General features: G+C 52.8%; 27 protein-coding genes. 20 read left to right on the plus strand and 7 right to left on the minus strand.

Going from position 1 to position 25,575, the window contains the following annotated elements; translation table 11 throughout:
• Positions 1-42 precede the first annotated feature (42 nt).
• The 11 genes from QEN31_RS16260 (at position 43) to lipA (ending at position 10,861) form a co-directional block, all read left to right on the plus strand.
• Positions 43-651, plus strand: coding sequence for an adenosylcobalamin/alpha-ribazole phosphatase (locus QEN31_RS16260; RefSeq protein WP_001241924.1), 609 nt, complete (start codon positions 43-45; stop codon positions 649-651).
• 328 nt (positions 652-979) lie between these two features.
• Positions 980-1,297, plus strand: coding sequence for a ribosome silencing factor (rsfS, locus tag QEN31_RS16265; RefSeq protein ID WP_001161670.1), 318 nt, complete (start codon positions 980-982; stop codon positions 1,295-1,297).
• A 3-nt stretch (positions 1,298-1,300) separates the two neighbouring features.
• Positions 1,301-1,768, plus strand: a complete 468-nt coding sequence (gene rlmH, locus QEN31_RS16270; RefSeq protein WP_000776107.1) for a 23S rRNA (pseudouridine(1915)-N(3))-methyltransferase RlmH — start codon at positions 1,301-1,303, stop codon at positions 1,766-1,768.
• 30 nt (positions 1,769-1,798) lie between these two features.
• Positions 1,799-3,700, plus strand: coding sequence for a peptidoglycan DD-transpeptidase MrdA (gene mrdA / locus QEN31_RS16275; protein ID WP_000828700.1), 1,902 nt, complete (start codon positions 1,799-1,801; stop codon positions 3,698-3,700).
• Positions 3,701-3,702: 2 nt separating this feature from the next.
• Positions 3,703-4,815 carry a peptidoglycan glycosyltransferase MrdB gene (gene mrdB, locus QEN31_RS16280; protein WP_000131713.1) on the plus strand — a complete coding sequence of 371 codons (1,113 nt, stop codon included), beginning with the start codon at positions 3,703-3,705 and terminating at the stop codon, positions 4,813-4,815.
• 10 nt (positions 4,816-4,825) lie between these two features.
• The gene (gene rlpA, locus QEN31_RS16285) at positions 4,826-5,971 is read left to right on the plus strand and encodes an endolytic peptidoglycan transglycosylase RlpA (RefSeq protein WP_001231300.1); all 1,146 of its coding nucleotides are present in this window, start codon (positions 4,826-4,828) and stop codon (positions 5,969-5,971) included.
• Between the two features lie 139 nt (positions 5,972-6,110).
• Positions 6,111-7,322 (plus strand): D-alanyl-D-alanine carboxypeptidase DacA, encoded by a 1,212-nt coding sequence (gene dacA / locus QEN31_RS16290; RefSeq protein WP_000858711.1) that lies wholly within the window; start codon positions 6,111-6,113, stop codon positions 7,320-7,322.
• 108 nt (positions 7,323-7,430) lie between these two features.
• Positions 7,431-7,694, plus strand: coding sequence for a DUF493 family protein YbeD (gene ybeD, locus QEN31_RS16295; RefSeq protein WP_000850547.1), 264 nt, complete (start codon positions 7,431-7,433; stop codon positions 7,692-7,694).
• Positions 7,695-7,793: 99 nt separating this feature from the next.
• The gene (lipB, locus tag QEN31_RS16300; RefSeq protein ID WP_000284009.1) at positions 7,794-8,435 is read left to right on the plus strand and encodes a lipoyl(octanoyl) transferase LipB; all 642 of its coding nucleotides are present in this window, start codon (positions 7,794-7,796) and stop codon (positions 8,433-8,435) included.
• 301 nt (positions 8,436-8,736) lie between these two features.
• Positions 8,737-9,690, plus strand: a complete 954-nt coding sequence (locus QEN31_RS16305; RefSeq protein ID WP_001282817.1) for a YbeF family transcriptional regulator — start codon at positions 8,737-8,739, stop codon at positions 9,688-9,690.
• Between the two features lie 205 nt (positions 9,691-9,895).
• Positions 9,896-10,861: a lipoyl synthase gene (gene lipA / locus QEN31_RS16310; RefSeq protein WP_000042640.1), complete on the plus strand. Its 966-nt coding sequence runs from the start codon at positions 9,896-9,898 to the stop codon at positions 10,859-10,861.
• Positions 10,862-10,946: 85 nt separating this feature from the next.
• Here lipA and tatE read toward each other — a convergent pair whose 3' ends face one another.
• Both tatE and QEN31_RS16320 read right to left on the minus strand, forming a co-directional pair.
• Positions 10,947-11,150, minus strand: coding sequence for a twin-arginine translocase subunit TatE (gene tatE, locus QEN31_RS16315; protein ID WP_000503938.1), 204 nt, complete (start codon positions 11,148-11,150; stop codon positions 10,947-10,949).
• Between the two features lie 128 nt (positions 11,151-11,278).
• Positions 11,279-12,067, minus strand: coding sequence for a deaminated glutathione amidase (locus QEN31_RS16320; RefSeq protein WP_000495780.1), 789 nt, complete (start codon positions 12,065-12,067; stop codon positions 11,279-11,281).
• A 90-nt stretch (positions 12,068-12,157) separates the two neighbouring features.
• On the opposite strand from QEN31_RS16320, the gene crcB reads away from it, so the two are divergent.
• Complete coding sequence (gene crcB, locus QEN31_RS16325) at positions 12,158-12,541, plus strand: fluoride efflux transporter CrcB (RefSeq protein ID WP_000939753.1); 384 nt, start codon at positions 12,158-12,160, stop codon at positions 12,539-12,541.
• A 114-nt stretch (positions 12,542-12,655) separates the two neighbouring features.
• Here the strand turns inward: crcB and tnpA are convergent, their stop codons facing one another.
• The 3 genes from tnpA to pagP all read right to left on the minus strand — a co-directional run bounded on the left by tnpA (position 12,656) and on the right by pagP (position 14,280).
• Positions 12,656-13,114 carry an IS200/IS605-like element IS200F family transposase gene (gene tnpA, locus QEN31_RS16330; protein ID WP_000502119.1) on the minus strand — a complete coding sequence of 153 codons (459 nt, stop codon included), beginning with the start codon at positions 13,112-13,114 and terminating at the stop codon, positions 12,656-12,658.
• A gap of 196 nt (positions 13,115-13,310) precedes the next feature.
• Positions 13,311-13,520, minus strand: a complete 210-nt coding sequence (cspE, locus tag QEN31_RS16335) for a transcription antiterminator/RNA stability regulator CspE (protein ID WP_000034826.1) — start codon at positions 13,518-13,520, stop codon at positions 13,311-13,313.
• 187 nt (positions 13,521-13,707) lie between these two features.
• Positions 13,708-14,280, minus strand: coding sequence for a lipid IV(A) palmitoyltransferase PagP (gene pagP / locus QEN31_RS16340; protein WP_001637197.1), 573 nt, complete (start codon positions 14,278-14,280; stop codon positions 13,708-13,710).
• Positions 14,281-14,658: 378 nt separating this feature from the next.
• Here pagP and dcuC point away from each other — a divergent pair, with 378 nt between their 5' ends.
• A complete protein-coding gene (gene dcuC, locus QEN31_RS16345; protein WP_000958610.1) occupies positions 14,659-16,044 on the plus strand; it encodes an anaerobic C4-dicarboxylate transporter DcuC in 1,386 nt (461 codons plus the stop codon).
• A 53-nt stretch (positions 16,045-16,097) separates the two neighbouring features.
• On the opposite strand, the gene dpiA is transcribed toward dcuC, so the two are convergent.
• Positions 16,098-16,778: a two-component response regulator DpiA gene (gene dpiA / locus QEN31_RS16350; RefSeq protein WP_000138788.1), complete on the minus strand. Its 681-nt coding sequence runs from the start codon at positions 16,776-16,778 to the stop codon at positions 16,098-16,100.
• The gene (gene dpiB, locus QEN31_RS16355) at positions 16,747-18,408 is read right to left on the minus strand and encodes a sensor histidine kinase DpiB (RefSeq protein WP_001277836.1); all 1,662 of its coding nucleotides are present in this window, start codon (positions 18,406-18,408) and stop codon (positions 16,747-16,749) included. Before dpiB ends, dpiA begins: the two co-directional genes overlap by 32 nt.
• 384 nt (positions 18,409-18,792) lie before the next feature.
• Here dpiB and citC point away from each other — a divergent pair, with 384 nt between their 5' ends.
• From citC to citT, 7 genes are read left to right on the plus strand one after another with little or no spacing between them, the layout of a single operon-like run.
• Positions 18,793-19,869, plus strand: coding sequence for a [citrate (pro-3S)-lyase] ligase (gene citC / locus QEN31_RS16360; RefSeq protein ID WP_099949696.1), 1,077 nt, complete (start codon positions 18,793-18,795; stop codon positions 19,867-19,869).
• Positions 19,866-20,162, plus strand: a complete 297-nt coding sequence (citD, locus tag QEN31_RS16365; RefSeq protein ID WP_000700679.1) for a citrate lyase acyl carrier protein — start codon at positions 19,866-19,868, stop codon at positions 20,160-20,162. Before citC ends, citD begins: the two co-directional genes overlap by 4 nt.
• On the plus strand, positions 20,159-21,067 hold the full coding sequence (gene citE / locus QEN31_RS16370) for a citrate (pro-3S)-lyase subunit beta (RefSeq protein ID WP_023209530.1): 909 nt from the start codon (positions 20,159-20,161) through the stop codon (positions 21,065-21,067). The genes citD and citE overlap by 4 nt, the downstream gene beginning before the upstream one ends.
• Before the next feature lie 9 nt (positions 21,068-21,076).
• Positions 21,077-22,606 carry a citrate lyase subunit alpha gene (citF, locus tag QEN31_RS16375; RefSeq protein WP_099949697.1) on the plus strand — a complete coding sequence of 510 codons (1,530 nt, stop codon included), beginning with the start codon at positions 21,077-21,079 and terminating at the stop codon, positions 22,604-22,606.
• Between the two features lie 3 nt (positions 22,607-22,609).
• Positions 22,610-23,161, plus strand: a complete 552-nt coding sequence (citX, locus tag QEN31_RS16380; protein WP_001236063.1) for a citrate lyase holo-[acyl-carrier protein] synthase — start codon at positions 22,610-22,612, stop codon at positions 23,159-23,161.
• Positions 23,133-24,029, plus strand: coding sequence for a triphosphoribosyl-dephospho-CoA synthase CitG (gene citG / locus QEN31_RS16385; RefSeq protein WP_000982663.1), 897 nt, complete (start codon positions 23,133-23,135; stop codon positions 24,027-24,029). The genes citX and citG overlap by 29 nt, the downstream gene beginning before the upstream one ends.
• Before the next feature lie 37 nt (positions 24,030-24,066).
• Complete coding sequence (gene citT, locus QEN31_RS16390; RefSeq protein ID WP_000059029.1) at positions 24,067-25,530, plus strand: citrate/succinate antiporter CitT; 1,464 nt, start codon at positions 24,067-24,069, stop codon at positions 25,528-25,530.
• Positions 25,531-25,575 lie beyond the last annotated feature (45 nt).

The following is a 25,575-nucleotide window of genomic DNA, read 5'->3' on the forward strand; positions in this document are numbered from 1 at the left end:
GGCATTATCATGTTTTGCGCATTTAACCTCATGAGGAATACCATGCGATTGTGGCTGGTGCGTCATGGCGAAACCGAGGCCAATGTCGCCGGGTTGTATAGCGGACATGCTCCCACGCCGTTAACGGAAAAAGGGATTGGCCAGGCGAAAACGCTACATACTTTATTGCGCCACGCGCCATTTGACCGGGTGTTATGCAGCGAGCTGGAGCGCGCGCGCCATACCGCCCGGCTCGTACTGGAGGGCCGGGATGTGCCGCAACACATCTTACCTGAGCTTAATGAGATGTACTTTGGCGACTGGGAAATGCGCCATCACCGCGACCTCACCCATGAAGATGCCGAAAGCTATGCCGCCTGGTGTACGGACTGGCAGAATGCGGTTCCGACCAATGGCGAGGGTTTTCAGGCTTTTACCCGGCGCGTAGAGCGCTTTATCTCGCGACTCGACGCGTTTAGCGATTGCCAGAACCTGCTGATCGTCAGCCATCAGGGCGTACTCAGCCTGTTGATTGCCCGTCTGCTCACAATGCCCGCCGCCTCGCTATGGCATTTCCGGGTAGAACAGGGATGCTGGAGCGCAATCGACATATGCGAAGGGTTCGCCACCCTGAAAGTATTAAATAGTCGTGCCGTCTGGCGGCCTGAGTGATGAATTTTCCGTTTTTTCTCGCCGCAGCGGTTTCGCCCATTGACAGCCCCCGACAGGCTGTTATTCTCCGCAGCCAGGCTTTTTTCACCTTGCAGAGCTTTGCAGAAATTGTTTTACAAAAATGGCGATGCTTTCTGTGACGTGGGATGGGATGATAATCTGGTTTTAAACGCCGATCCGGCGACATAAGTCCCGGTATCGCCGCTGATTCAGGTATACTACACGGCGTCCCGCCGGAAGGTTAGCGTTAACTCGCAACGCCTTACCGGTCCAGCCTGTTGGCCTTTTTTCTATCGTTATAACGCAATTATTCACCCAGGGGGAAAACTTGCAGGGTAAAGCACTCCAGGATTTTGTTATCGACAAAATTGATGACCTGAAAGGTCAGGACATCATCGCCTTAGATGTTCAGGGTAAATCCAGTATCACCGACTGTATGATTATTTGTACCGGCACCTCCAGCCGTCACGTTATGTCTATTGCCGACCACGTGGTGCAGTCGTCGCGCGCGGCCGGTATGCTGCCATTGGGCGTCGAAGGCGAAAATGCGGCTGACTGGATTGTCGTCGATCTGGGCGATGTGATTGTGCATGTCATGCAGGAAGAAAGTCGCCGCCTGTATGAACTGGAAAAACTCTGGAGTTAATGCGTGAAGCTGCAACTTGTCGCTGTCGGCACGAAGATGCCCGACTGGGTTCAAACGGGATTTACGGAATATCTGCGTCGTTTTCCGAAAGATATGCCCTTTGAGCTGATCGAAATCCCTGCGGGCAAACGCGGCAAGAACGCGGATATCAAACGCATTCTCGACAAAGAGGGCGAGCAGATGCTGGCCGCCGCCGGTAAGAATCGCATTGTTACCCTGGATATTCCAGGCAAGCCGTGGGATACGCCGCAGTTAGCCAATGAGCTGGAGCGCTGGAAACAGGACGGGCGCGACGTCAGTTTGCTGATTGGCGGCCCGGAAGGATTATCTCCCGCCTGCAAAGCGGCAGCGGAACAGAGCTGGTCGCTCTCGGCGTTAACGCTCCCTCACCCGCTGGTTCGGGTTCTGGTTGCGGAGAGTTTGTACCGGGCGTGGAGCATCACAACCAACCACCCTTATCACCGTGAGTGATCGTGAAGTCTTGAGAAGATTAAGCAGCGGATGAAACGACAAAATTCTTTTCGTGACTATACGGCTGAGTCCGCACTGTTTGTGCGTCGGGCGCTGGTCGCCTTTTTGGGTATTTTGCTGCTGACCGGCGTACTGATCGCCAATTTGTATAATCTGCAAATCCTTCGTTTTACCGATTACCAGACCCGCTCGAACGAAAACCGTATCAAGCTGGTGCCAATTGCGCCAAGCCGCGGGATAATCTACGACCGTAACGGCATTCCCCTTGCGCTGAACCGCACTATCTATCAGATTGAAATGATGCCGGAAAAGGTGGATAACGTTCAGCAAACGCTGGATGCGCTACGCAGTGTGGTCGATTTAAACGACGACGATATCGCCGCCTTTAAAAAAGAGCGCGCCCGATCCCATCGCTTTACTTCTATTCCGGTGAAAACAAACCTGACGGAAGTTCAGGTCGCGCGCTTTGCTGTCAACCAGTACCGTTTTCCGGGCGTCGAAGTCAAAGGCTATAAACGCCGCTATTATCCATACGGATCGGCGCTGACCCACGTTATCGGCTACGTATCGAAAATCAATGATAAAGACGTCGAGCGTCTCGACAGAGAAAACAAACTGGCGAACTACGCCGCCACCCATGACATCGGCAAGCTGGGCATTGAGCGCTACTATGAAGATATTCTGCATGGGCAAACCGGTTATGAAGAGGTTGAAGTCAACAACCGCGGTCGCGTTATTCGCCAACTCAAAGAGGTGCCGCCGCAGGCCGGACACGATATCTACCTGACGCTGGATCTCAAGCTCCAGCAGTATATTGAAACGCTGCTGGCAGGCAGTCGCGCGGCGGTGATTGTCACCGATCCACGTACCGGCGGCGTGCTATCGCTGGTCTCCATGCCAAGTTACGACCCTAACCTTTTCGTGGATGGCATCTCCAGCAAAGATTATTCCGGGCTGCTTAACGACCCGAACACGCCATTAGTGAACCGCGCGACTCAGGGTGTCTACCCACCTGCTTCTACCGTTAAGCCTTACGTCGCCGTATCGGCGTTAAGCGCTGGCGTCATCACCCGTAACACCAGTCTTTTCGACCCTGGCTGGTGGCAGTTGCCGGGGTCTGAGAAACGCTACCGCGACTGGAAAAAATGGGGCCACGGGCATCTGAATATCACCAAATCCCTTGAAGAGTCGGCGGATACCTTCTTCTATCAGGTTGCCTATGATATGGGGATCGATCGCCTGTCAGAATGGATGGGTAAGTTCGGCTATGGTCACTACACCGGAATTGATCTCGCAGAAGAGCGCTCTGGTAATATGCCGACCCGCGAGTGGAAACAGAAACGCTTTAAAAAACCGTGGTATCAGGGCGATACGATTCCGGTGGGCATCGGCCAGGGTTACTGGACAGCGACGCCGATTCAGATGAGTAAGGCGCTAATGATCCTTATTAACGACGGTGTAGTTAAAGTCCCGCACCTGTTAATGAGCACCGCGGAAAACGGTAAACAGGTGCCGTGGGTACAGCCGCATGAGCCGCCGGTGGGCGATATTCACTCCGGCTACTGGGAAATTGCGAAAGATGGCATGTATGGCGTCGCCAACCGCCCTAACGGCACGGCGCATAAATATTTTGCCAGCGCGCCCTATAAAATCGCGGCGAAGTCGGGCACCGCGCAGGTCTTTGGCCTGAAGGCCAACGAAACGTACAATGCGCATAAAATCGCCGAGCGCCTGCGCGACCATAAATTGATGACCGCCTTTGCGCCGTATAACAATCCTCAGGTCGCCGTCGCGATCATCCTTGAAAACGGCGGCGCAGGCCCGGCAGTAGGCACGATCATGCGCCAAATCCTTGATCACATCATGCTGGGCGACAACAACACCCATTTGCCTGCGGAAAACCCGGTGGTTGCAGCGGCGGAGGACCAATAATCATGACGGATAATCCGAACAAAAAAACCTTCTGGGATAAAATTCATATCGATCCCACGATGCTACTCATTCTGCTGGCGTTACTGGTTTATAGCGCGTTGGTCATCTGGAGCGCCAGCGGCCAGGACATCGGCATGATGGAGCGTAAAATCGGTCAGATTGCGATGGGGCTGGTGGTCATGGTGGTGATGGCGCAGATCCCGCCGCGCGTGTATGAAGGCTGGGCGCCCTATCTCTATATCATTTGTATCATTTTGCTGGTCGCCGTTGATGCCTTCGGCGCAATATCCAAAGGCGCGCAGCGCTGGCTCGATCTGGGAATCGTTCGCTTTCAGCCTTCGGAAATAGCCAAAATCGCCGTGCCGCTGATGGTCGCCCGCTTTATTAACCGCGACGTCTGCCCGCCCTCGCTGAAAAATACCGCCATCGCCCTGGTATTAATCTTTATGCCTACCCTGCTGGTCGCCGCCCAGCCGGACCTGGGGACGTCTATTCTGGTCGCCCTTTCCGGTCTCTTTGTCCTATTTTTGTCTGGTCTGAGCTGGCGCTTAATTGGGGTCGCCATTGTATTGATCGCTGCATTTATTCCTATTTTGTGGTTTTTCCTGATGCACGATTACCAACGCCAGCGCGTCATGATGCTCCTTGATCCGGAGACCGATCCGCTGGGCGCGGGCTATCATATTATTCAGTCTAAAATCGCCATTGGCTCAGGCGGCCTGCGCGGTAAAGGCTGGCTCCACGGCACCCAGTCGCAGCTGGAGTTTTTACCCGAACGCCATACCGACTTTATCTTCGCGGTACTGGCGGAAGAGCTCGGTCTGGTGGGCATCCTGATTCTGCTCGCGCTCTATATTTTGCTAATAATGCGCGGCTTGTGGATTGCCGCCAGAGCGCAAACTACATTTGGTCGCGTGATGGCTGGCGGATTAATGTTAATATTATTCGTTTATGTCTTCGTAAATATTGGTATGGTGAGCGGTATTCTGCCTGTGGTTGGAGTACCTTTACCCCTGGTCAGCTACGGGGGCTCCGCACTGATTGTGCTGATGGCCGGGTTCGGGATTGTGATGTCGATCCACACCCACAGAAAAATGTTGTCGAAAAGCGTATAAGGGGTGCGCAATGCGTAAGCAGTTGCCTGTAATCTGCGTCGCGGCAGGGATAGTACTACTCGCGGCATGTACTAATGACGGCGGTCAGCAGCAAACCACCGTCGCGCCGCAACCTGCGGTATGTAATGGTCCGACTGTGGAAATCAGCGGAGCGGAACCGCGTTATGAACCTCTGAATCCGACCGCAAACCAGGATTATCAGCGTGACGGTAAAAGTTATAAAATCGTTCAGGACCCGTCCCGCTTTAGCCAGGCTGGCCTGGCCGCTATTTATGATGCGGAACCCGGCAGTAATTTAACCGCCTCCGGGGAGATGTTCGATCCGATGCAGCTTACCGCCGCCCATCCGACACTGCCTATCCCCAGCTATGCGCGAATCACCAACCTGGCCAACGGTCGCATGATCGTCGTGCGTATTAACGATCGCGGCCCCTATGGCACCGATCGGGTCATCTCCCTGTCCCGCGCAGCGGCGGATCGTCTGAATACCTCGAATAATACTAAAGTACGGATTGACCCCATTATCGTGGCGCCGGATGGTTCGCTCTCCGGCCCGGGGATGGCCTGTACGACGGTGGCGAAACAGACCTACGCTCTGCCCCCGCGCCCTGATTTAAGCGGCGGAATGGGAAGCGCCTCTTCAGCACCTGCACAACCGCAAGGCGACGTTCTTCCGGTCAGTAATTCCACGTTGAAAAGTGACGATACCACCGGTGCGCCGGTGAGCAGCAGCGGCTTCCTCGGCGCGCCGACTACGCTGGCGCCTGGCGTGCTGGAGAGTAATGAACCGACGCCGGCGCCACAGCCAGCGCCGGTTTCCGCGCCGGTGGCGGCTCCAGCGACGGCTCCAGCGACTGCGACGCCGGTAAGCGCGCCTGCTGCCGCGGCCCCGGTATCTGCCCCGGTGAGTGCGCCAGCCGCCGCGGCGAGCGGTCGTTTCGTCGTCCAGGTCGGCGCCGTCAGCGATCAAACGCGTGCGCAGCAATACCAACAGCGTTTAAGCCAGCAGTTCAGCGTACCAGGACGCGTAATACAAAACGGCGCGGTCTGGCGTATTCAACTGGGGCCTTTTGCCAGTAAAGCCGAAGCCAGCGCGTTACAGCAACGTTTGCAAACAGAAGCACAATTACAGTCCTTTATCGCCAGCGCGCAGTAACCGATCGCAGGTATCTGTACTGTCAATTTCTGTAAATGACATTAACAAAGTCACGCGGAAAGTCAGATGCCTGCCAGTTATGCTTTTGCTATAGTAGGGCTCTTTTTTTAATTTCATCACGGACGTCGTAGTTCAGACCATGAAGACCACTTTTTCCGCTCGTTTTATGCAGCGCATGGCGCTCACCACGGCGCTTTGTGCCGCGTTTATCTCAACCGCACATGCCGATGACCTGAATATCAAAACTATGATCCCGGGCGTTCCGCAGATCGATGCGGAATCCTACATCCTGATCGACTACAACTCCGGCAAAGTTCTGGCGGAACAAAACGCCGACGAACGTCGCGACCCGGCTAGTCTGACGAAGATGATGACCAGTTACGTCATCGGACAGGCAATGAAAGCGGGTAAATTTAAAGAAACCGACCTGGTTACCGTCGGTAATGACGCCTGGGCCACCGGCAATCCGGTATTTAAAGGCTCCTCGCTGATGTTCCTCAAGCCGGGAATGCAGGTACCGGTCTCTCAGTTGATACGCGGCATCAATCTGCAATCCGGCAATGACGCCTGTGTGGCGATGGCTGATTTCGCCGCCGGTAGCCAGGATGCTTTCGTCGGGCTGATGAACAGCTATGTGAACGCGTTGGGGCTGAAAAATACCCACTTCCAGACCGTACACGGCCTGGACGCCGACGGACAATACAGTTCAGCTCGCGATATGGCGCTGATTGGTCAGGCGTTAATTCGCGATGTGCCGAACGAATATGCCGTTTATAAAGAAAAAGAGTTCACCTTTAACGGCATTCGCCAGTTAAACCGTAACGGTCTGCTGTGGGATAACAGCCTGAATGTGGACGGCATCAAAACCGGCCATACCAGCAAAGCGGGCTATAATCTGGTCGCTTCCGCAACCGAAGGCCAGATGCGATTGATTTCCGCCGTGATGGGCGGACGGACCTATAAAGGCCGTGAAACAGAAAGCAAAAAACTGCTGACGTGGGGCTTCCGTTTCTTTGAAACCGTTAATCCGCTGAAGGCTGGTAAAGAGTTCGCCTCTGAACCCGCCTGGTTTGGTAATACCGATCGCGCCTCGCTGGGCGTCGATAAAGACGTTTACCTGACGATCCCTCGCGGTCGCATGAAAGATTTGAAAGCGAGCTATGTACTGAATACCGCAGAACTGCACGCGCCGCTGCAGAAAAACCAGGTGGTCGGCACCATCAACTTCCAGCTGGACGGTAAAACCATCGAGCAGCGTCCGCTGGTCGTACTGCAAGAGATCCCGGAAGGGAACTTCTTCGGTAAAATCATTGATTACATTAAATTAATGTTCCATCACTGGTTTGGATAAAAATTGAACGCTTGAAAGTGTGATTTTCGTCCCCATATACTATGCTTCAGTAAAACTCCCGCCCTGTGGCGGGAGTTGTTATTTTTTTTACGTAATGCCGGAGCTGACATGAAAACCAAACTTAACGAACTGCTTGAATTCCCTACGCCATTTACTTACAAAGTAATGGGGCAGGCGTTACCTGAGCTGGTTGATCAGGTGGTTGAAGTGGTACAGCGCCATGCGCCTGGTGATTACTCTCCGACGGTAAAACCGAGCAGCAAAGGCAACTACCACTCGGTCTCTATCACCATTAATGCCACCCATATTGAACAGGTTGAAACGCTGTACGAAGAACTGGGCAATATTGATATCGTGCGAATGGTATTGTAATACATCCAGACGGTTACCCGGTCTTATCCGGGTAACTCCCCGCCTCCCCCGCTGTGATATACTTTCCTCTCTTTTTTCATTCTCTACGGAGATGCCGTTTTGTATCAGGATAAAATCCTTGTCCGCCAGCTCGGCCTTCAGCCCTATGAAGCTATCTCTCAGGCCATGCATAACTTTACCGATATGCGCGATGAAAACAGCCATGATGAAATCTGGTTGGTTGAGCATTACCCGGTGTTTACCCAGGGCCAGGCCGGTAAAGCGGAACATATATTGATGCCTGGCGATATTCCCGTTGTGCAGAGCGATCGTGGAGGACAGGTGACCTATCATGGTCCGGGCCAACAGGTAATGTACGTTTTACTTAACCTGAAACGACGTAAACTGGGCGTGCGTGATTTAGTCACCCTACTTGAACAGACCGTGGTGAATACGCTGGCTGAAATTGGTATTGAGGCGCATCCGCGCGCCGATGCGCCGGGCGTCTACGTGGGTGAAAAGAAAATCTGCTCGCTGGGTTTACGTATCCGTCGCGGCTGCTCATTCCACGGTTTAGCGCTAAACGTTAACATGGATCTTTCTCCTTTCCTGCGTATCAACCCGTGTGGTTATGCCGGCATGGAAATGGCCAAAATAACGCAGTGGAAGGAAGATGCTACCACGGATAATATTGCGCCCCGCTTGCTGGCGAATATTTTAGCTCTGCTAAATAATCCACCGTATGAATATATTGCTGCTTAATGCGTAAAATATAATGGCCCAAGAAATTTATGGGTCATTAATCATATATGATTTGAATGCTTTACTTCTCCCCCCGCTTTCTATATTTTCGTTATATCCCTGCTGTAGCCGCCAGGCGGCATGGCCTCTTCAGTCCTCATGATGAGGAATTTTCCGTGAACAAAATCCCGGCCTTGCTGTTACTTATCTTATTGAAATGACTAAAAATACATTCATAAGAGTAATTTTAAAACCAACCCATAAATGCAAAATATACTATTTCATCTATTATTCATAATACGAATGAATTCGGAGCCAGAGCGTGAGTGATAATAATCAGGCAGAAAGACAACCGGCCGATCAACACCTACAGGACAAACCGCAAATTTTCAGAACACTGAGAAATATTGACCTCAATCTGTTGACGATTTTCGAGGCCGTATATGTCCATAAAGGGATCGTCAATGCAGCGAAAATTCTTAACCTGACGCCGTCAGCCATTAGCCAGTCCATTCAAAAATTACGGACTATATTTCCCGATCCGCTGTTTATTCGCAAAGGCCAGGGCGTAACGCCCACGACGTATGCTACGCATCTGCACGAATACATCAGCCAGGGGCTGGAATCTATTCTTGGCGCCCTGGATCTTACGGGCAGCTATGATAAGCAACGCACCATTACAATTGGCACGACGCCTTCGGTCGGCGCGCTAGTGATGCCGATTATTTACCAGGCCATCAGGCCGCGTTATCCTCAGCTTTTGCTGCGCAACATTCCGGTAGACGATGCCGAAAGCCAGCTTAGTCAGTTTCAGACCGATCTCATTATCAATACCCATAGCTATAACAACCGGAGCATCCAGCATCACGTCCTGTTTAGCGATACGCTTGAGATTGTCTGCCGCCAGCATCACCCGTGTCTGGCGAACGCCATTACTGAAGAGAGACTGAACAGCGCGGATCACACCTTTCTGATGCTGGAGGGACAACATCTTTCCCTGCTGCGCCAGCGACTGCAGGAGACATTTCCCGATCAGCAAATCAGTTTTAGCAGCTACAATATTTTTACCATTGCCTCGCTGATCGCCAGCAGCGATCTGCTGGGACTGATGCCCACCCGCTTCTACGACTTATTTAGCCGCTGCTGGCCGCTTGAGCGCCTTCCCTACGCGCCGGTGAATAGTGAACAGGTCGAGTTCTCGCTGCATTACAATAAACTGAGTCTGCGCGATCCGGTGCTGGAGAACGTCATTGATATCATCCGTGAGGCGTTCTGACAAAAATGTTGCATTCAGGTCACGGAAGATATGGGCAAACAGCACAAAACAACAACTATTTTACATTTTGCCGGGCTGTCAGGCTGCTTTATGGCCCTTATCAATGATATACTGCGTGTCACAAATTCAAAAATAGTTGATAAATACAACTTTCCCTTGAATTGAAACGCTTTCCTTCGTTATTCGCAACTGGAACACGCACGCTATGAGTAAACCCATTGTGATGGAACGCGGTGTAAAATACCGCGATGCCGATAAGATGGCTCTTATCCCGGTTAAAAATGTGGTCACAGAGCGCGACGCTCTACTACGTAAACCGGAATGGATGAAAATAAAACTTCCGGCGGATTCTACCCGTATCCAGGGCATCAAAGCCGCAATGCGCAAAAATGGCCTGCATTCTGTCTGCGAGGAAGCATCTTGCCCAAACCTGGCTGAATGTTTCAACCACGGTACCGCTACGTTTATGATCCTTGGGGCCATTTGCACTCGCCGCTGTCCGTTCTGTGATGTCGCCCATGGCCGCCCCGTTGCGCCGGATGCGGAAGAGCCGCAGAAACTGGCGCAAACGATCGCCGACATGGCGCTACGCTATGTGGTCATCACCTCTGTCGACCGTGACGATCTGCGTGACGGCGGCGCCCAGCATTTTGCTGACTGCATCACCGCCATCCGTGCCAAAAGCCCGGAGATAAAAATAGAGACCCTGGTGCCAGACTTCCGTGGACGTATGGATCGCGCGCTGGATATCCTTAACGCGACGCCGCCGGATGTGTTTAACCACAACCTGGAAAACGTGCCGCGTATTTACCGCCAGGTTCGTCCGGGCGCCGATTACAACTGGTCGCTGAAATTACTGGAACGCTTCAAAGAAGCGCACCCGGAAATTCCGACAAAATCGGGTCTGATGGTGGGCTTAGGCGAAACCAATGCGGAAATCATTGAGGTTATGCGCGACTTACGCCGTCACGGCGTTACCATGCTGACGCTTGGTCAGTATCTACAGCCAAGCCGCCATCACCTGCCGGTACAGCGTTATGTCAGCCCGGAAGAGTTTGACGAGATGAAAGCGGAAGCCCTGGCGATGGGCTTTACCCATGCCGCCTGTGGCCCCTTTGTACGTTCTTCGTACCATGCTGATCTCCAGGCCAAAGGCATGGAAGTGAAATGATCGTGTAATAGACGCTTACATTTCAGGCAAAAAAAACCGGCAACTCGCCGGTTTTTTTACTCTGCGGAGCAAGCGCATCGCGCAATTACTCTTTGTGCGAGAGTTTTTCAGCCTGAACGCTACCGTCGACGTCTTTCTTAACGCCCGCGTCTTCATCGTTCATTGCTTTCTTGAATCCTTTAATCGCCGTGCCCAGGTCTCCGCCCAGCGTACGTAACTTCTTGGTACCAAACAGCAGAACAACCAGTGCGGCAACCACCAGCAGTTTGGTAATACTAATCTCACCCATAGATACCTTCTTCACTAAAAACAGGCTGCGTAACGCGCCGGATTAACCTGAGAATATTAACGGTCTTTCGACGCGCGCACACAATAGCAATCTGTAACAAGGTGAATCAAGCTTTGCGTAAAAAAACATCATAATAATTGCGGTGGCGCAAATCGTCGTTGCTGCAAAAGAGGAAGTTGCTCCCGCACCTGGTCTATTCGTTCTCTGAATATTTCCGCGACGATCAGCGCCGGACGATCGGCTGCCGCGGCTATCGTTACCCCCAACGGATCGATAATACGACTTTGACCAATATTACGATTACCACACTCCCCGGCCGCAATCATATAGCTGGTGGTATCCAGCGCTCTCGCCGCCAGCAGCGTCGACCACTGCTGCTCTTTCAACGGGCCGCGAACCCAGCCCGTCGGCAGCGCCAATACGTCAGCCCCCTGTAAAGCCAGCGCTAGCGCCATGTCCGGAAAGCGCAGGTCATAACAGGTCATAAGCCCCACCTTAACCCCCTCCACGTCCAGCACAGGCGCGATAACGGTTCCGGCATCAATACTTTGGGATTCTTGCATCGAAAACGCATCATAGAGATGCAGCTTCGCGTAACGCGCGACAATGTGACCCGCCCGTAGCGCCACCAGCATATTAACCGCCCGTCCAGGCGTTGACGGGACAAGGATAGTGAATATCGTCGTCATATTATTATGAGCGCTTTCTTCCAGAAGCCGCGTCATAAACGCGCCATCCAGCGGCTGCGCGGCGCGAATCGGCAGGTCAAGGTCGATGTCATCTCGCGCTAATATCCCCTCAGGCAACACCAGAAGCGATACGCCGCGGCCCGCCGCCTGAGCCATTAACGAAACGCAAACTTGCGCATTCTCTTCCCATACAGAACTCACCACAAACTGCCCGGCTGCAACGAACATATCCCCTCCCACACCTCTGTCAGGACTCGCCAATTATGCGTGTTCGGCGTTACACTCCTCTTGTATAGCAATTAAATAAAGGATTCGGCAGTGTTACAGCTTCTTTTAGCAGTTTTTATCGGCGGTGGAACGGGGAGCGTAGCCCGGTGGATGCTCAGTATGCGTTTTAATCCGCTTCATCAGGCGATTCCCATCGGTACGCTAACAGCAAATTTGCTTGGCGCGTTTATTATCGGCATGGGGTTCGCCTGGTTTAACCGCATGACACATATCGATCCGATGTGGAAAGTGCTCATCACAACCGGCTTTTGCGGCGGCCTGACGACCTTTTCTACTTTTTCTGCCGAAGTGGTATTCTTGCTGCAAGAGGGGCGCTTTGGCTGGGCGCTGCTGAATGTGCTGATTAACCTGTTAGGTTCGTTTGCCATGACGGCGCTGGCATTCTGGCTATTTTCCGCCGCAGCGGCGCGTTAAGCGCAAATAAATATCCTCCGGCATAGCCGGAGGTTTTTCAGATGCGCCTATAAGGCTCTCTTACCAGCCGCGCCCTAACAGGCGCATACGATCTGACATTTGCATCAAACTTCGTTACTTACGGCCCGTAAACGGGCTGCCCGGATACGGGATCGATAATTGCTCACCCATTTTATCCTCTTCAAGCTGGTGCTTTATGTAGTCCTGTATCTTCGCCGTGTTCTTACCCACCGTATCGACATAGTACCCTCTGCACCAGAACTCCCTGTTCCTGTATTTGAATTTTAGATCCCCAAACTGCTCGTAAAGCATCAGACTACTTTTACCCTTCAGATATCCCATGAAACTCGACACACTCATCTTCGGCGGGATCTCCAGAAGCATGTGAATATGATCTGCACAACATTCTGCTTCCAGAATTCGTACGTTTTTCCATTCACACAATTTTCTTAATATGCTGCCTACTGCCCTACGCTTCTCTCCATAGAACGCTTGTCTTCGGTATTTGGGCGCGAAAACTATGTGATATTTACAGTTCCATCGGGTGTGCGCTAAGCTCTTTTCGTCCCCCATTGGGACCCCCTTTTGATTTCTTGTTGAACTTTTGCAGTTGCCAGACCGCAAGATGTTTTAACAAATCAAAAGGGGTTTTAATAACTGGCTTAAAGCTGAAAGCTTTCCGGAACCCCCAGCCTAGCTGGGGGTTTTCCATAGACAAAAAAAACCCGCCGAAAGGGCGGGTTTTGAAATCTTGCTGTCGGACGTATGCTTACAGAGCAGTTACGTTTGCAGCGGAAGGGCCTTTGGCACCGTTAGTGATTTCGAACTCTACGCGCTGACCTTCAGCCAGAGTTTTAAAACCATTGGTCTGGATTGCAGAGAAGTGTACAAACACGTCTTTGCTGCCATCTTCCGGAGTAATGAAACCGAATCCTTTGGATTCATTAAACCACTTAACGTTACCTTTAATCTTAGACATCAAAATTACCTTTACATGAAAAATAGACACAAATGCTGTGTCGGATACCAGTACAACAATTGTGATGCATTTTGTCCAGTCGAACTTTGCGAAAAAGTGATAAATATCGCGTTAATTTTTAGCTAACTCTATCTACTTATTGTTTTTTAAGACTTTTTAATTCACAACTGAAGCATACCCTTCCCCATCAAAACTGGAAACGCATCCAGGCGAAATAGACGTTTCCGTTGTTATACGAACCCGGAATGTAGGTCATCTGAAAGGTAGCGGGACCATAGCCTATCGACGCTAAAGGCAACAGCACAGGGATGGGAATATAATTCCAGTTGTCGCGCGCGGTAACGCCTGCGGTAAAGCCCAGTCCAAGGCGAAAATTATCGTCTTCCAGCGGTCGCCAGGTTTTTTCCCAGCCATAACCGCCTATGGGTTCCCATTTGTTAAATGAATCTTTAAAGGCCATCATATAGAGGCCATGCCAGTTGCCTTTGTCGTCCCAGCGGGACTGACCAAAACCAACGCCCCACGGCCGCTCGTTATAGCGATCCGTTTTCTCTTTATCGTAGGCAAAGCGCGCATGCCAGGTAATGGCGGGGACATACAAATCATAATGCTCAGGCTGTCGCCACGTTTCTGCGACGTTATCGGTAAACGTGTTAAACCACCCTTTATCCGCCGCAGAGACTGAAGGAATAGCCAGCCATGGCATCAAAAGGAGAGCAATAATAAGAAAATACTTTCTGATGATCATCGCAACATACATACCGTTCAAAAATTCGACTGTGATAATAACAACATTAACCTGAATAAAATCTTAACAAACTATAAACAGAGAATAATCTGAGAGAGTATCGGGTTAACGGCGTTTGATTTAGCACTCAGAACCGTCACGCGCTCCTTAATAAGCTTTCACAAAAAACACAAAACAAAGCACAACAAATAAAACAATAAAATAACAATAAATTAATACTTATAGTGCTACAGAAAATTCGTATAAGTATATTTCATCTTTAGCAATGACATGAAAAAATAACCGCGCCGTGATTTTAATCAGTAAGGCGCCATCCTTTATTCGGTACATTTTTATACCACTTTTGTGGTTCTTATTTTTACTCTGGGTGTCGATAAGACAGGGGAAACAATGCTAACAGTTATAGAGCTCCTTATCGGAGTCGTCGTTATTGTGGGTGTAGCGCGCTACATCATTAAGGGATATTCCGCCACTGGCGTTTTATTTGTCGGCGGTCTGGCTCTGCTTATTATCAGCGCGCTGATGGGGCATAAGGTATTACCTGCCAGCGAAACCAGTACCGGCTATACCGCAACAGATATTGTTGAATACATCAAAATTTTGCTTATGAGTCGCGGCGGCGATCTTGGCATGATGATCATGATGCTGTGCGGCTTTGCCGCCTATATGACGCATATCGGCGCGAATGATATGGTCGTGAAGCTGGCGTCGAAACCTTTACAGTACATAAACTCGCCCTACCTGTTGATGATTGCCGCCTATTTTGTCGCCTGCCTGATGTCGCTGGCCGTCTCTTCCGCGACGGGGCTTGGCGTACTGCTCATGGCTACTCTCTTCCCGGTGATGGTCAACGTCGGCATTAGCCGCGGCGCGGCGGCGGCTATTTGCGCCTCTCCGGCCGCCATCATCCTCTCGCCAACGTCTGGCGATGTGGTTTTAGCCGCAAAAGCGGCGGAGATGCCGTTAATCGATTTCGCGTTCAAAACTACGCTGCCAATTTCCATCGCCGCCATTATCGGTATGGCGATTGCGCACTTTTTCTGGCAACGCTATCTGGATAAAAAAGAGAACATTTCACATGAGATGCTGGACGTGGCGGAGATTACCACCACGGCCCCGGCGTTTTATGCCCTTTTGCCGTTCACGCCCATTATCGGCGTACTGATTTTTGACGGTAAATGGGGGCCGCAGTTGCACATTATTACCATTCTGGTGATCTGTATGCTGCTGGCCGCCGTGCTGGAATTCGTGCGCGGTTTCAACACGCAAAATGTGTTTTCCGGCCTGGAAGTGGCTTATCGCGGCATGGCGGATGCGTTTGCCGGCGTTGTGATGCTGTTGGTCGCGGCGGGCGTTTTCGCCCAGGGGCTGAGCACCATTGGCTTTATCCAAAGTCTGATCTCGATTGCCACTTCTTTTGGCTCCGCCAGCATTATTCTGATGCTGGTCTTAGTGATTTTAACCATGCTGGCCGCGATGACCACCGGTTCAGGCAATGCGCCTTTTTACGCCTTTGTTGAGATGATCCCTAAACTGGCGCACTCCTCCGGTATCAACCCAGCCTATTTATCCATCCCAATGCTGCAAGCCTCAAACCTGGGGCGCACGATTTCGCCGGTCTCCGGCGTCGTGGTCGCTGTCGCCGGGATGGCTAAAATATCACCGTTTGAAGTGGTGAAGCGCACGTCCGTTCCGGTTATCGTCGGTCTGTTGATCGTCATTATCGCCACGGAAATTATGGTGCCAGGCGCCTCTTCCAGCGTTACTGGCGGCTGATAGCCGGTAAGCCGGGGCGAGGGAAAACATCGCCCCGGCATCTTAAACCAGGCTTAGCCGCCGTGGTAAATACGCTGCGGCCTGCCCACTTTGCCATGAATAATCTCTGCGACAATCAGATGCTGACTCGCGCAATATTCCAGGTAGCGTCGGGATGTGGTGCGGCTTATCGTTAAGGCCTGCGCGACCGTTTCAGCCGTATGGCGTACGGTTGGATCGGCAAACAGCCTCATCACCGCATTAAGGGTTAAGGCATCAATACCGGTCGGCAAATCCCCTTTCGGTTCGCCGCGCGCATAGGCGTTGAACATTTCATCTATCTGCTTCTGGCTTGCGCTATCCGCGCTCGCCAGCATACGTCTGCGCTGTTGATAGCGGGTCAGCGTCTGCCCCAAACGCTCATAAGCAATAGGTTTGACCAGATAATCAAACGCGCCGCTGCGTACCGCTTCCGCTACCGTCTCCATGTCACTGGCGGCGGTCGTAAACACGACGCCGCCGGGATAGCGCGACTGCATTAATTCATGCAGCAGCGTAATCCCCTTCCCATCCGGCAGATAATTATCCAACAGAATTAATCCAGGTTTGAACCGGTCAATCATCATTCTCGCCTGCGCCAGATTGCCCGCCAGCCATATCTGGTTAAAGCTAGGAATATGGCGGATATATTCTGCGTGCATCTCCGCCAGCAGCGTTTCATCCTCAACGATCAATAGGGTTAATGGTTCTGTCATCGTTTTTTTTCACTTTCGGAAGGAATAAAGAAAATAAGGTGCCACAAGGATCATTGTCTTCCAGCGTAATGACCCCGCCACAGCGCCCCACATAACTTGCAATCAGATATAACCCGATACCATGCTCACCGGGTTCGTCGGTTCGGGTACTTACGCCCTGTTCAAAAATTTTTTCCCGCAGCGCTTCAGGAACGCCGCAGCCCTGGTCGGCGACCTCTATTACCACCTCGTCGCCCTCGTCGCTCAGGAAAAGTTCGATGGTCTTGTCGCCTTCCTGTGTACGTAAACTCGCCTCAAACGCGTTATCCAGCAGATTCCCGACGATGGCGGCGAACTCCGTGCTATCCAGCCCCTCCGGCAGTTGATGTAGCTGGCTGCCGGGAACAATCACCATCTTGAGCCCCAGTTCACGCGCGCGCTGAACTTTGCCAAACAGCAAACCGGCCACCTGACGATCGGCGAAGGCGCCGCGTAAACTATCAATAAGTTGCTGCTGCGCCTGCGACTCACCCTGCACCATCTCTCTGACCCGATCATACTCTTTCATTTGCAGCAGGCCGTTCAGAGTCGACATCCAGTTCAGGTGCTCATGGCGTAGCGTGCGCAGGCTCTCAACATACTGTTTAATCTGGGTTAGCTGCGCGTTCAACGTCGCGATTTCATCTTTGCTGCGAAAACTAATAATAGCGCCCAGCAGCTCCTCGCCGGAACGGATAGCCTCACGATTGGCGATGACGCTCAGGCCATTGAAGTTGGCCATCACGTCCTGGCGTCTTTCTGCGATCTGGCAGGTAAAAAAGTCTGCCGGATTGACGACTTCCGCTATCAGCTTGCCCAGCCACTGACGCCCCGGCGACGGCAGCCCCAACATTTTTCTCGCATTGCGGTTAATCGCGGTGATATGTCCCTCCGGATCAACGGCGATCAGCCCTTCATAAACCGAGCTAAATAACGCCTCCTGCTGGCGTACCACGCGCGCAATCTGTTTCGGCTCCATGCCCAGCATTTGTCGGCGGATATGCGCGGCGAAAAACCAGGAAAGCAGCATTAATACCACCAGCAACAGGACAAAAACCCCCGCCATCGGTAATAAGAAGTCCAGCCGCCAGGAGTCGATTTTACTGACCAGATAGCCAATTGAAACAACGCCGATCACGTTGCCTTCGTTGTCAAAGATAGGCGTTTTGGCGCGCATCGCCATCCCTATTGAGCCCTTACCGGTAATGAAATAACTTTCTCCTCTTTCCAGCGCGCCGGGTTTCGTAAACTGCATGGGATAGCCGATTTTTTCCGGATTCGGATGGTAAAGCCGGATCGAGTGGCGATCGCCTATCACCACATAGTCAAAATCCGTCCCGCGCTGCAGTTTATTCGCAATTATCGCCAGGCGTTTATAGTCCCGGTTTTTTACGGCAGCGATAATGCTGTCGTTAGAAGCAATAATTTTTGCCTGATTCATCGCCATATCACGAACATGGGACGCCAGATAATCTTCGAAACTGGCAGACAAATATTGTGCTAACGCTGCCACGATGAAAACAGAAACCACCAGAATGAGCAGAAAAATACGTAACGGAAACGCGAGTTGCCGAAAAAAAGGAAACAGCTTTTTATTTTTCTGACAGGACATTAAGGTTCCTTATGGGCATTTCTCTTCAGATTTATCGCAAATGTAATAAAAATGTTTTGAGCATCTTGAAGCATATAAAAACCAATCGTTACAGATTCCCCACATTAAATCAATTAAACAACTAAAACCCACCGCCGGAATGGCGATTAAATTAATTAAAAAACTTAAAACCATAAAACACTTAAAAACCATCTAACGCTTTGTGAAATAAATCAAAATTTACCACCAAAATACTCCTTACGATGTATACGTCAGAGAGAAAAATAAATAACTCGTCATAAAAAAACTCCTACTCTGACTGAAAAGAAAAAGTTATCAAGTTGCAACACAGCGCAACATATACAGAAAAGTGGCAACAAGCATATCACCAGGATATTTCTTACTATGTTTGGCAATAATGTATTCACTCGGGTAAAACGCTCTGAAAATAAAAAAATGGCGGAGATCGCTCACTTTCTCAAAGAGAATGATTTAAGCGTCGATACCACTGTAGAAGTGTTTATTACCGTCAGCCGTGATGACCGTCTTATTGCCTGCGGCGGTATTGCCGGAAATATCATTAAATGCGTGGCCATTAGCGAATCAGTACGCGGCGAAGGCTTAGCGTTAACGCTGGCGACGGAATTGATTAATCTCGCCTGGGAGCGGCACTGCACCCATCTTTTTATTTATACCAAAACGGAATACGAAGCGCTGTTTAAACAGTGCAGCTTTTCGACGATAGCCAGCGTCCCTGGCGTAATGGTCTTAATGGAAAATAGCGCGACCCGGTTGAAACGGTATGCGGAATCGCTGGCGACATTGCGTCATGAGGGAAAGAAAATTGGCTGTATTGTGATGAACGCCAATCCTTTCACGAACGGCCATCGCTATCTGATCCAACAGGCGGCGGCACAGTGCGACTGGCTGCATCTGTTCCTGGTCAAAGAAGATACATCACGCTTTCCCTATGAAGACCGACTCGATCTGGTCCTTAAAGGGACCACCGATATCCCGCGCTTAACCGTTCACCGCGGCTCCGAATACATTATTTCTCGTGCGACGTTCCCCTGCTATTTCATTAAAGAGCAGAGCGTTATTAATCACTGTTATACCGCAATCGACCTGAAGATTTTCCGCCAGTATCTGGCGCCCGCGCTTGGCATCACACACCGCTTTGTCGGTACGGAGCCGTTTTGCACCGTTACCGCCCAGTACAACCTTGATATGCGTTTCTGGCTGGAGACGCCAACGCTTCCCGCCCCACCCATTACGCTGGTGGAAATAGAGCGGCTTTGCTTCCAGGAGACGCCGATATCCTCCTCCTGGGTACGCAAGCTGCTGGTTAAACACGATCTCACGGCTATCGCGCCGCTGGTTCCCGACGCCACCCTGCGCTATTTGCAGGGCATGGTCGAACGCCATCCGGGCAGCGCGGCAGCCCGTCAAAAGTCCCCCGTATTAGCAACAGGTGAAAAATGAAAATAAACCAGCTAGCCGTCGCAGGCACGCTTGAGTCCGGCGATGTGATGATACGCATTGCGCCGCTCGATACGCAGGATATTGACCTGCAAATCAACAGTAGCGTTGAAAAACAGTTTGGCGAGGCCATTCGCGCCACCATCCTGGAGGTGCTTTCTCGCTACGACGTGCGCGGCGTACAACTGAACGTTGATGATAAAGGCGCTCTGGACTGCATTTTGCGCGCCCGACTGGAAACGCTACTGGCGCGCGCCAGCGGTATTGCCGCTCTGCCCTGGGAGGATCGCCAATGATTTCCACCTCTCTGCAACAACGTAAAACCCGCACCCGCCGCAGTATGTTATTCGTACCGGGCGCCAACGCGGCGATGGTGAGCAATTCGTTTATCTACCCGGCCGACGCGCTGATGTTCGACCTGGAAGACTCCGTTGCATTACGCGAAAAAGACGCGGCGCGCCGTCTGGTATATCACGCGCTGCAACACCCGCTTTACCGTGACGTCGAAACCATTGTCCGCGTGAATGCGCTGGATTCCGAATGGGGCGTCAACGATCTGGAAGCGGTCGTGCGCGGCGGCGCGGACGTGGTGCGTTTACCGAAAACCGACACCGCGCAGGACGTCATTGATATCGAAAACGAAATTCTGCGCATTGAAAACGCCTGCGGTCGCGAACCGGGCAGTACCGGCCTGTTAGCCGCCGTGGAATCGCCGCTGGGTATTACCCGCGCGGTAGAAATCGCCCACGCCTCTGAACGGTTGATCGGGATTGCGCTGGGCGCGGAAGACTATGTTCGCAACCTGCGCACCGAACGCTCTCCGGAAGGCACCGAACTGCTGTTCGCCCGCTGCGCCATTTTGCAGGCCGCGCGTTCCGCCGGCATTCAGGCCTTCGATACCGTCTATTCCGACGCCAACAACGAAGCCGGTTTCCTGCAAGAAGCCGCCCACATTAAACAGTTGGGCTTTGACGGTAAGTCACTGATCAACCCCCGCCAGATCGAACTGCTGCACAACCTTTATGCGCCAACGCGTAAAGAGGTCGCCCATGCGCGTCTGGTCGTTGAAGCCGCAGAAGCCGCCGCCCGCGAAGGTCTCGGCGTCGTTTCCCTTAACGGCAAGATGGTCGACAGCCCGGTGATTGAACGCGCCCGTCTGGTGCTCTCCCGTGCAGAACTTTCCGGTATTCGCGAAGAATAAGGCAAAAAAATGACGCAGAAAAATGAATCTCAACGCCAGGATCGCGTAGCAGCCTGGAGCCGTCACGCTGAAAGCGAACTGAGCGCTTACCAAAGTGCGGCAAAATTGGATCTACAAGCGCAAAAACCGCGCGACCACAAACTGTGCGCCAGCCTGGAAGAGGCCATCCGCCGTTCCGGTTTACGCGACGGCATGACGGTCTCCTTTCACCACGCGTTTCGCGGCGGCGATCTGACGATTAACCTGGTGATGGAAACCATCGCGAAGATGGGCTTCAAAAACCTGACGCTGGCCTCCAGTTCGCTGAGCGACTGCCATGCGCCGCTGGTTGAACACATTCGTAACGGGGTGGTCAGCCGCATCTACACGTCAGGCCTGCGCGGCCCGCTGGCGGAAGAAATTTCTCGCGGCTTGCTGGCTGAGCCGGTTCAGATTCACTCCCACGGCGGTCGTGTACATCTGGTACAAAGCGGCGAACTCAATATTGATGTTGCATTTCTTGGCGTGCCCTCCTGCGATGAATTCGGTAATGCTAACGGTTATACCGGCAAAGCCTGTTGCGGTTCACTGGGCTACGCGATGGTGGATGCCGACAGCGCGAAGCAGGTCGTGATGCTGACGGAGCAACTGCTGCCGTATCCGCATAACCCGGCAAGCATCGCTCAGGATCAGGTTGATCTGATCGTGCAAATCGAAGAAGTCGGTGATGCAAACAAAATCGGCGCTGGCGCGACCCGCATGACCACTAATCCGCGTGAACTGCTGATCGCCCGCAGCGCGGCGGAAGTCATTGCTCACTCCGGCTACTTCAACGAAGGTTTCTCCCTACAAACTGGCACCGGCGGTGCATCGCTGGCGGTCACCCGCTTCCTGGAAGACAAAATGCGTAGCCGCAACATTGTGGCTAATTTCGCGCTGGGCGGTATCACCGCCACCATGGTCGACCTGCATGAAAAGGGCTTAATCCGCAAACTGCTTGACGTTCAGAGCTTCGATCGTAACGCTGCGCAATCTTTGGCTCGCAACCCGAACCATATCGAAATCAGCGCTAACCAGTACGCCAACTGGGGCTCTAAAGGCGCTTCCGTCGACCGTCTGGACGTGGTGGTACTGAGCGCGCTGGAAGTAGACACCCACTTCAATGTTAACGTGCTGACCGGCTCCGACGGCGTTCTACGCGGCGCGTCCGGCGGTCACTGCGATACCGCCGTCGCGGCGGCGCTGTCCATCATCGTCGCGCCGCTGGTACGCGGTCGCATCCCAACGCTGGTTGATAACGTCACCACCTGCGTCACACCGGGCTCCAGCGTCGACATTCTGGTCACCGATCACGGTATCGCCGTCAATCCGGCGCGTCCGGAGCTGGCTGAACGCCTGAAAGCAGCGGGAATGAAAGTGGTATCGATTGAGTGGCTGCGCGAACGCGCGCAACTGCTTACCGGTCAGCCCCGCCCTATCGAATTCACCGACCGCGTGATTACTGTCGTGCGTTATCGCGACGGTTCAGTGATCGATGTGGTGCATCAGGTGAAGGAATAAGCCATGCGCCTGTTTCCTGAACTCGCCACCTGTCACGACGTTTCTATTCCTGAGCTGCTCGCCAGCCGGGATGAGAGACAAGCAAGACAGCGCGCCTGGCTAACGCGCCACGCCACTCCACTGGTCTCCTTTACCGTGGTGGCGCCAGGCCCGATAAAAGACAGCGCGTTAACCCGCCGGATCTTTAATCACGGCGTGACTGCCCTGCACACGCTGGCAGAAGAGTATGGCTGGACTATCCGGGAGCAGGCTGCACTGGCTTCCGCCAGCGGGCCGGAAGGGCTGCTGGCGATTGACGCGCCCGCTCAGGCGCTCAAACAGGCGACCATCGCGCTTGAACAGCGTTATCCACTGGGGCGCCTGTGGGATATCGATGTCCTGACGGCGGAAGGCGAAATACTCTCCCGCCGCCATTTCGCGCTTCCCGCTCGCCGCTGTCTGCTGTGCGGGCAAAGCGCGGCTGAATGCGCGCGGGGTAAAACCCACGCGCTGACTGATTTACTGATTCATATGGAGGCGCTGCTGCATGATGCCGATTCCCGCCAACCCGACTAACGCCTCCATTCAGCCTCAGTCGCTGTATGACGTCTGGGCCGATTTGGCCTGGCGCGCCATGCTGACCGAGGTAAATTTATCGCCAAAACCCGGTCTGGTAGACCGACTAAACTGCGGCGCGCACAAAGATATGGCGCTGGCGGATTTTCACCGCAGCGCGGAGGCGATTCGACACTGGCTGCCGCGCTTTATGGAATATGGCGCCAGCTGCACGCGCCTGCCGCCAGAGTCAGTTCTGGCGGGCCTGCGTCCATTGGGGATGGCCTGTGAAGCAGCGATGTTTCGCGCAACGGCGGGCGTCAATACCCATAAAGGCAGCATTTTCTCGCTGGGGTTACTGTGCGCCGCCATTGGCCGCCTGTATCAGCTACGCCAGCCGATCGCCGCAGAAACACTCTGCGCTACCGCCGCCGATTTTTGCCGCGGCCTGACAACGCGCGAACTGCGCCAGAACAACCTACAGCTCACCGCAGGCCAGCGGCTGTATCAGCAACTGGGATTAACCGGCGCGCGCGGTGAAGCGGAAGCGGGCTATCCGCTGGTCATCCGCCACGCGTTGCCGCACTACCGCGCATTGCTGGCGCAGGGGCGCGATCCCGAACTGGCGCTGCTTGATACCTTACTGCTGCTGATGTCGCTTAACGGCGATACCAACGTCGCGTCGCGCGGCGGGGCGGACGGTCTGCGCTGGTTACAGCAGCAGGCTGCGGTCTTATTACAGCAGGGCGGCATACGGACGCCTGACGATCTCGTTTATCTCCACCGGTTCGATCAGCAATGCATTGAACGCAATCTCAGCCCAGGCGGTAGCGCCGATCTGCTGATCGTGACCTGGTTTTTAGCGCAAATTTCGCAAGTTAATCATTAACACAATTATAGAAAATATCCTTTCCGGAGAGTCATTTATGTCTTTATCCAAAGATAATATATGGAAGTTGTTGGCCCCATTAGTGGTGATGGGCGTCATGTTGTTAATTCCTGTTCCAGATGGTATGCCGCCGCAGGCCTGGCACTATTTTGCGGTTTTCGTCGCGATGATTGTCGGTATGATCCTGGAGCCGATCCCGGCGACAGCGATCAGTTTTATCGCCGTAACCATTTGCGTTATCGGCAGCAATTACCTGCTATTTGACGCTTCAGAACTGGCCGATCCGGCGTTTAAAGCCAGTAAACAGGCGCTGAAATGGGGGCTTGCCGGTTTCTCCAGCACCACGGTCTGGCTGGTTTTCGGCGCGTTTATTTTCGCGCTGGGCTACGAAGTGACCGGGCTGGGGCGCCGCATTGCGCTGTTTTTGGTAAAATTCATGGGTAAACGCACGCTGACGCTCGGCTATGCGATTGTCATTATCGATATTTTGCTGGCGCCGTTTACTCCCTCCAATACGGCTCGTACCGGCGGGACTGTCTTCCCGGTCATCAAGAACCTGCCGCCGCTGTTTAAATCGTTTCCAAACGATCCTTCCGCACGCCGCATCGGCGGTTATTTGATGTGGATGATGGTGATCAGTACCAGCCTGAGCTCTTCGATGTTTGTCACTGGCGCGGCCCCGAACGTATTAGGTCTGGAGTTCGTCAGCAAGATCGCTGGCGTCCAGATTAGCTGGCTGCAGTGGTTTCTCAGCTTTCTGCCGGTAGGGATTATTTTACTGATCGTTGCGCCGTGGCTCTCCTATGTACTTTATAAACCTGAAGTGACCCACAGTGCGGAAGTCGCGGCCTGGGCTGGCGGCGAGTTAAAAAACATGGGGCGTCTGTCCCGCAAAGAGTGGACGCTGATTGGCCTGGTGCTGCTTAGCTTAGGATTGTGGGTTTTTGGTGGAAAAATCATCAACGCCACTGCCGTGGGTCTGCTGGCCGTCTCGCTGATGCTGGCGTTGCATGTTGTGCCGTGGAAAGATATTACGCGCTACAACAGCGCCTGGAACACCCTGGTGAACCTCGCTACGCTGGTGGTCATGGCCAATGGCTTAACCCGCTCCGGCTTTATTGACTGGTTCGCCAATACCATGAGTACGCATCTGGAAGGTTTCTCTCCGGATGCAACCGTGATTGTACTGGTACTGGTGTTCTATTTCGCGCACTATCTGTTCGCCAGTCTTTCCGCTCACACCGCGACCATGCTGCCGGTCATTCTGGCGGTGGGTAAAGGCATTCCGGGCGTTCCGATGGAACAACTGTGTATTCTGCTGGTGCTGTCTATCGGTATCATGGGCTGTCTGACGCCGTATGCCACCGGCCCTGGTGTGATTATCTACGGCTGCGGTTACGTGAAATCCAGAGACTACTGGCGGCTTGGCGCAATCTTTGGCGTTATCTATATCGCGATGCTGTTGCTGGTGGGCTGGCCGATTTTGGCAATGTGGAATTAAACATTACGCCAACGCAGGTTAAAAATGATGCCGTTCAGGTTCACC

The sequence above is a fragment of the Salmonella sp. SA15303 genome, assembly GCF_029962125.1.
GTDB lineage: Bacteria > Pseudomonadota > Gammaproteobacteria > Enterobacterales > Enterobacteriaceae > Salmonella > Salmonella enterica.

What these genes read in the sequence shown, in the direction of transcription:
- QEN31_RS16260 (WP_001241924.1), top strand. Translation starts at nt 43, where the DNA reads ATGCGATTGTGGCTGGTGCGTCATGGCGAAACCGAGGCCAATGTCGCC.
- mrdA (WP_000828700.1), top strand. Translation starts at nt 1,799, where the DNA reads ATGAAACGACAAAATTCTTTTCGTGACTATACGGCTGAGTCCGCACTG.
- mrdB (WP_000131713.1), top strand. Translation starts at nt 3,703, where the DNA reads ATGACGGATAATCCGAACAAAAAAACCTTCTGGGATAAAATTCATATC.
- rlpA (WP_001231300.1), top strand. Translation starts at nt 4,826, where the DNA reads ATGCGTAAGCAGTTGCCTGTAATCTGCGTCGCGGCAGGGATAGTACTA.
- dacA (WP_000858711.1), top strand. Translation starts at nt 6,111, where the DNA reads ATGAAGACCACTTTTTCCGCTCGTTTTATGCAGCGCATGGCGCTCACC.
- ybeD (WP_000850547.1), top strand. Translation starts at nt 7,431, where the DNA reads ATGAAAACCAAACTTAACGAACTGCTTGAATTCCCTACGCCATTTACT.
- lipA (WP_000042640.1), top strand. Translation starts at nt 9,896, where the DNA reads ATGAGTAAACCCATTGTGATGGAACGCGGTGTAAAATACCGCGATGCC.
- tatE (WP_000503938.1), bottom strand. Translation starts at nt 11,150, where the DNA reads ATGGGTGAGATTAGTATTACCAAACTGCTGGTGGTTGCCGCACTGGTT.
- QEN31_RS16320 (WP_000495780.1), bottom strand. Translation starts at nt 12,067, where the DNA reads ATGTTCGTTGCAGCCGGGCAGTTTGTGGTGAGTTCTGTATGGGAAGAG.
- tnpA (WP_000502119.1), bottom strand. Translation starts at nt 13,114, where the DNA reads ATGGGGGACGAAAAGAGCTTAGCGCACACCCGATGGAACTGTAAATAT.
- cspE (WP_000034826.1), bottom strand. Translation starts at nt 13,520, where the DNA reads ATGTCTAAGATTAAAGGTAACGTTAAGTGGTTTAATGAATCCAAAGGA.
- pagP (WP_001637197.1), bottom strand. Translation starts at nt 14,280, where the DNA reads ATGTATGTTGCGATGATCATCAGAAAGTATTTTCTTATTATTGCTCTC.
- dcuC (WP_000958610.1), top strand. Translation starts at nt 14,659, where the DNA reads ATGCTAACAGTTATAGAGCTCCTTATCGGAGTCGTCGTTATTGTGGGT.
- dpiA (WP_000138788.1), bottom strand. Translation starts at nt 16,778, where the DNA reads ATGACAGAACCATTAACCCTATTGATCGTTGAGGATGAAACGCTGCTG.
- dpiB (WP_001277836.1), bottom strand. Translation starts at nt 18,408, where the DNA reads ATGTCCTGTCAGAAAAATAAAAAGCTGTTTCCTTTTTTTCGGCAACTC.
- citC (WP_099949696.1), top strand. Translation starts at nt 18,793, where the DNA reads ATGTTTGGCAATAATGTATTCACTCGGGTAAAACGCTCTGAAAATAAA.
- citD (WP_000700679.1), top strand. Translation starts at nt 19,866, where the DNA reads ATGAAAATAAACCAGCTAGCCGTCGCAGGCACGCTTGAGTCCGGCGAT.
- citE (WP_023209530.1), top strand. Translation starts at nt 20,159, where the DNA reads ATGATTTCCACCTCTCTGCAACAACGTAAAACCCGCACCCGCCGCAGT.
- citF (WP_099949697.1), top strand. Translation starts at nt 21,077, where the DNA reads ATGACGCAGAAAAATGAATCTCAACGCCAGGATCGCGTAGCAGCCTGG.
- citX (WP_001236063.1), top strand. Translation starts at nt 22,610, where the DNA reads ATGCGCCTGTTTCCTGAACTCGCCACCTGTCACGACGTTTCTATTCCT.
- citG (WP_000982663.1), top strand. Translation starts at nt 23,133, where the DNA reads ATGATGCCGATTCCCGCCAACCCGACTAACGCCTCCATTCAGCCTCAG.
- citT (WP_000059029.1), top strand. Translation starts at nt 24,067, where the DNA reads ATGTCTTTATCCAAAGATAATATATGGAAGTTGTTGGCCCCATTAGTG.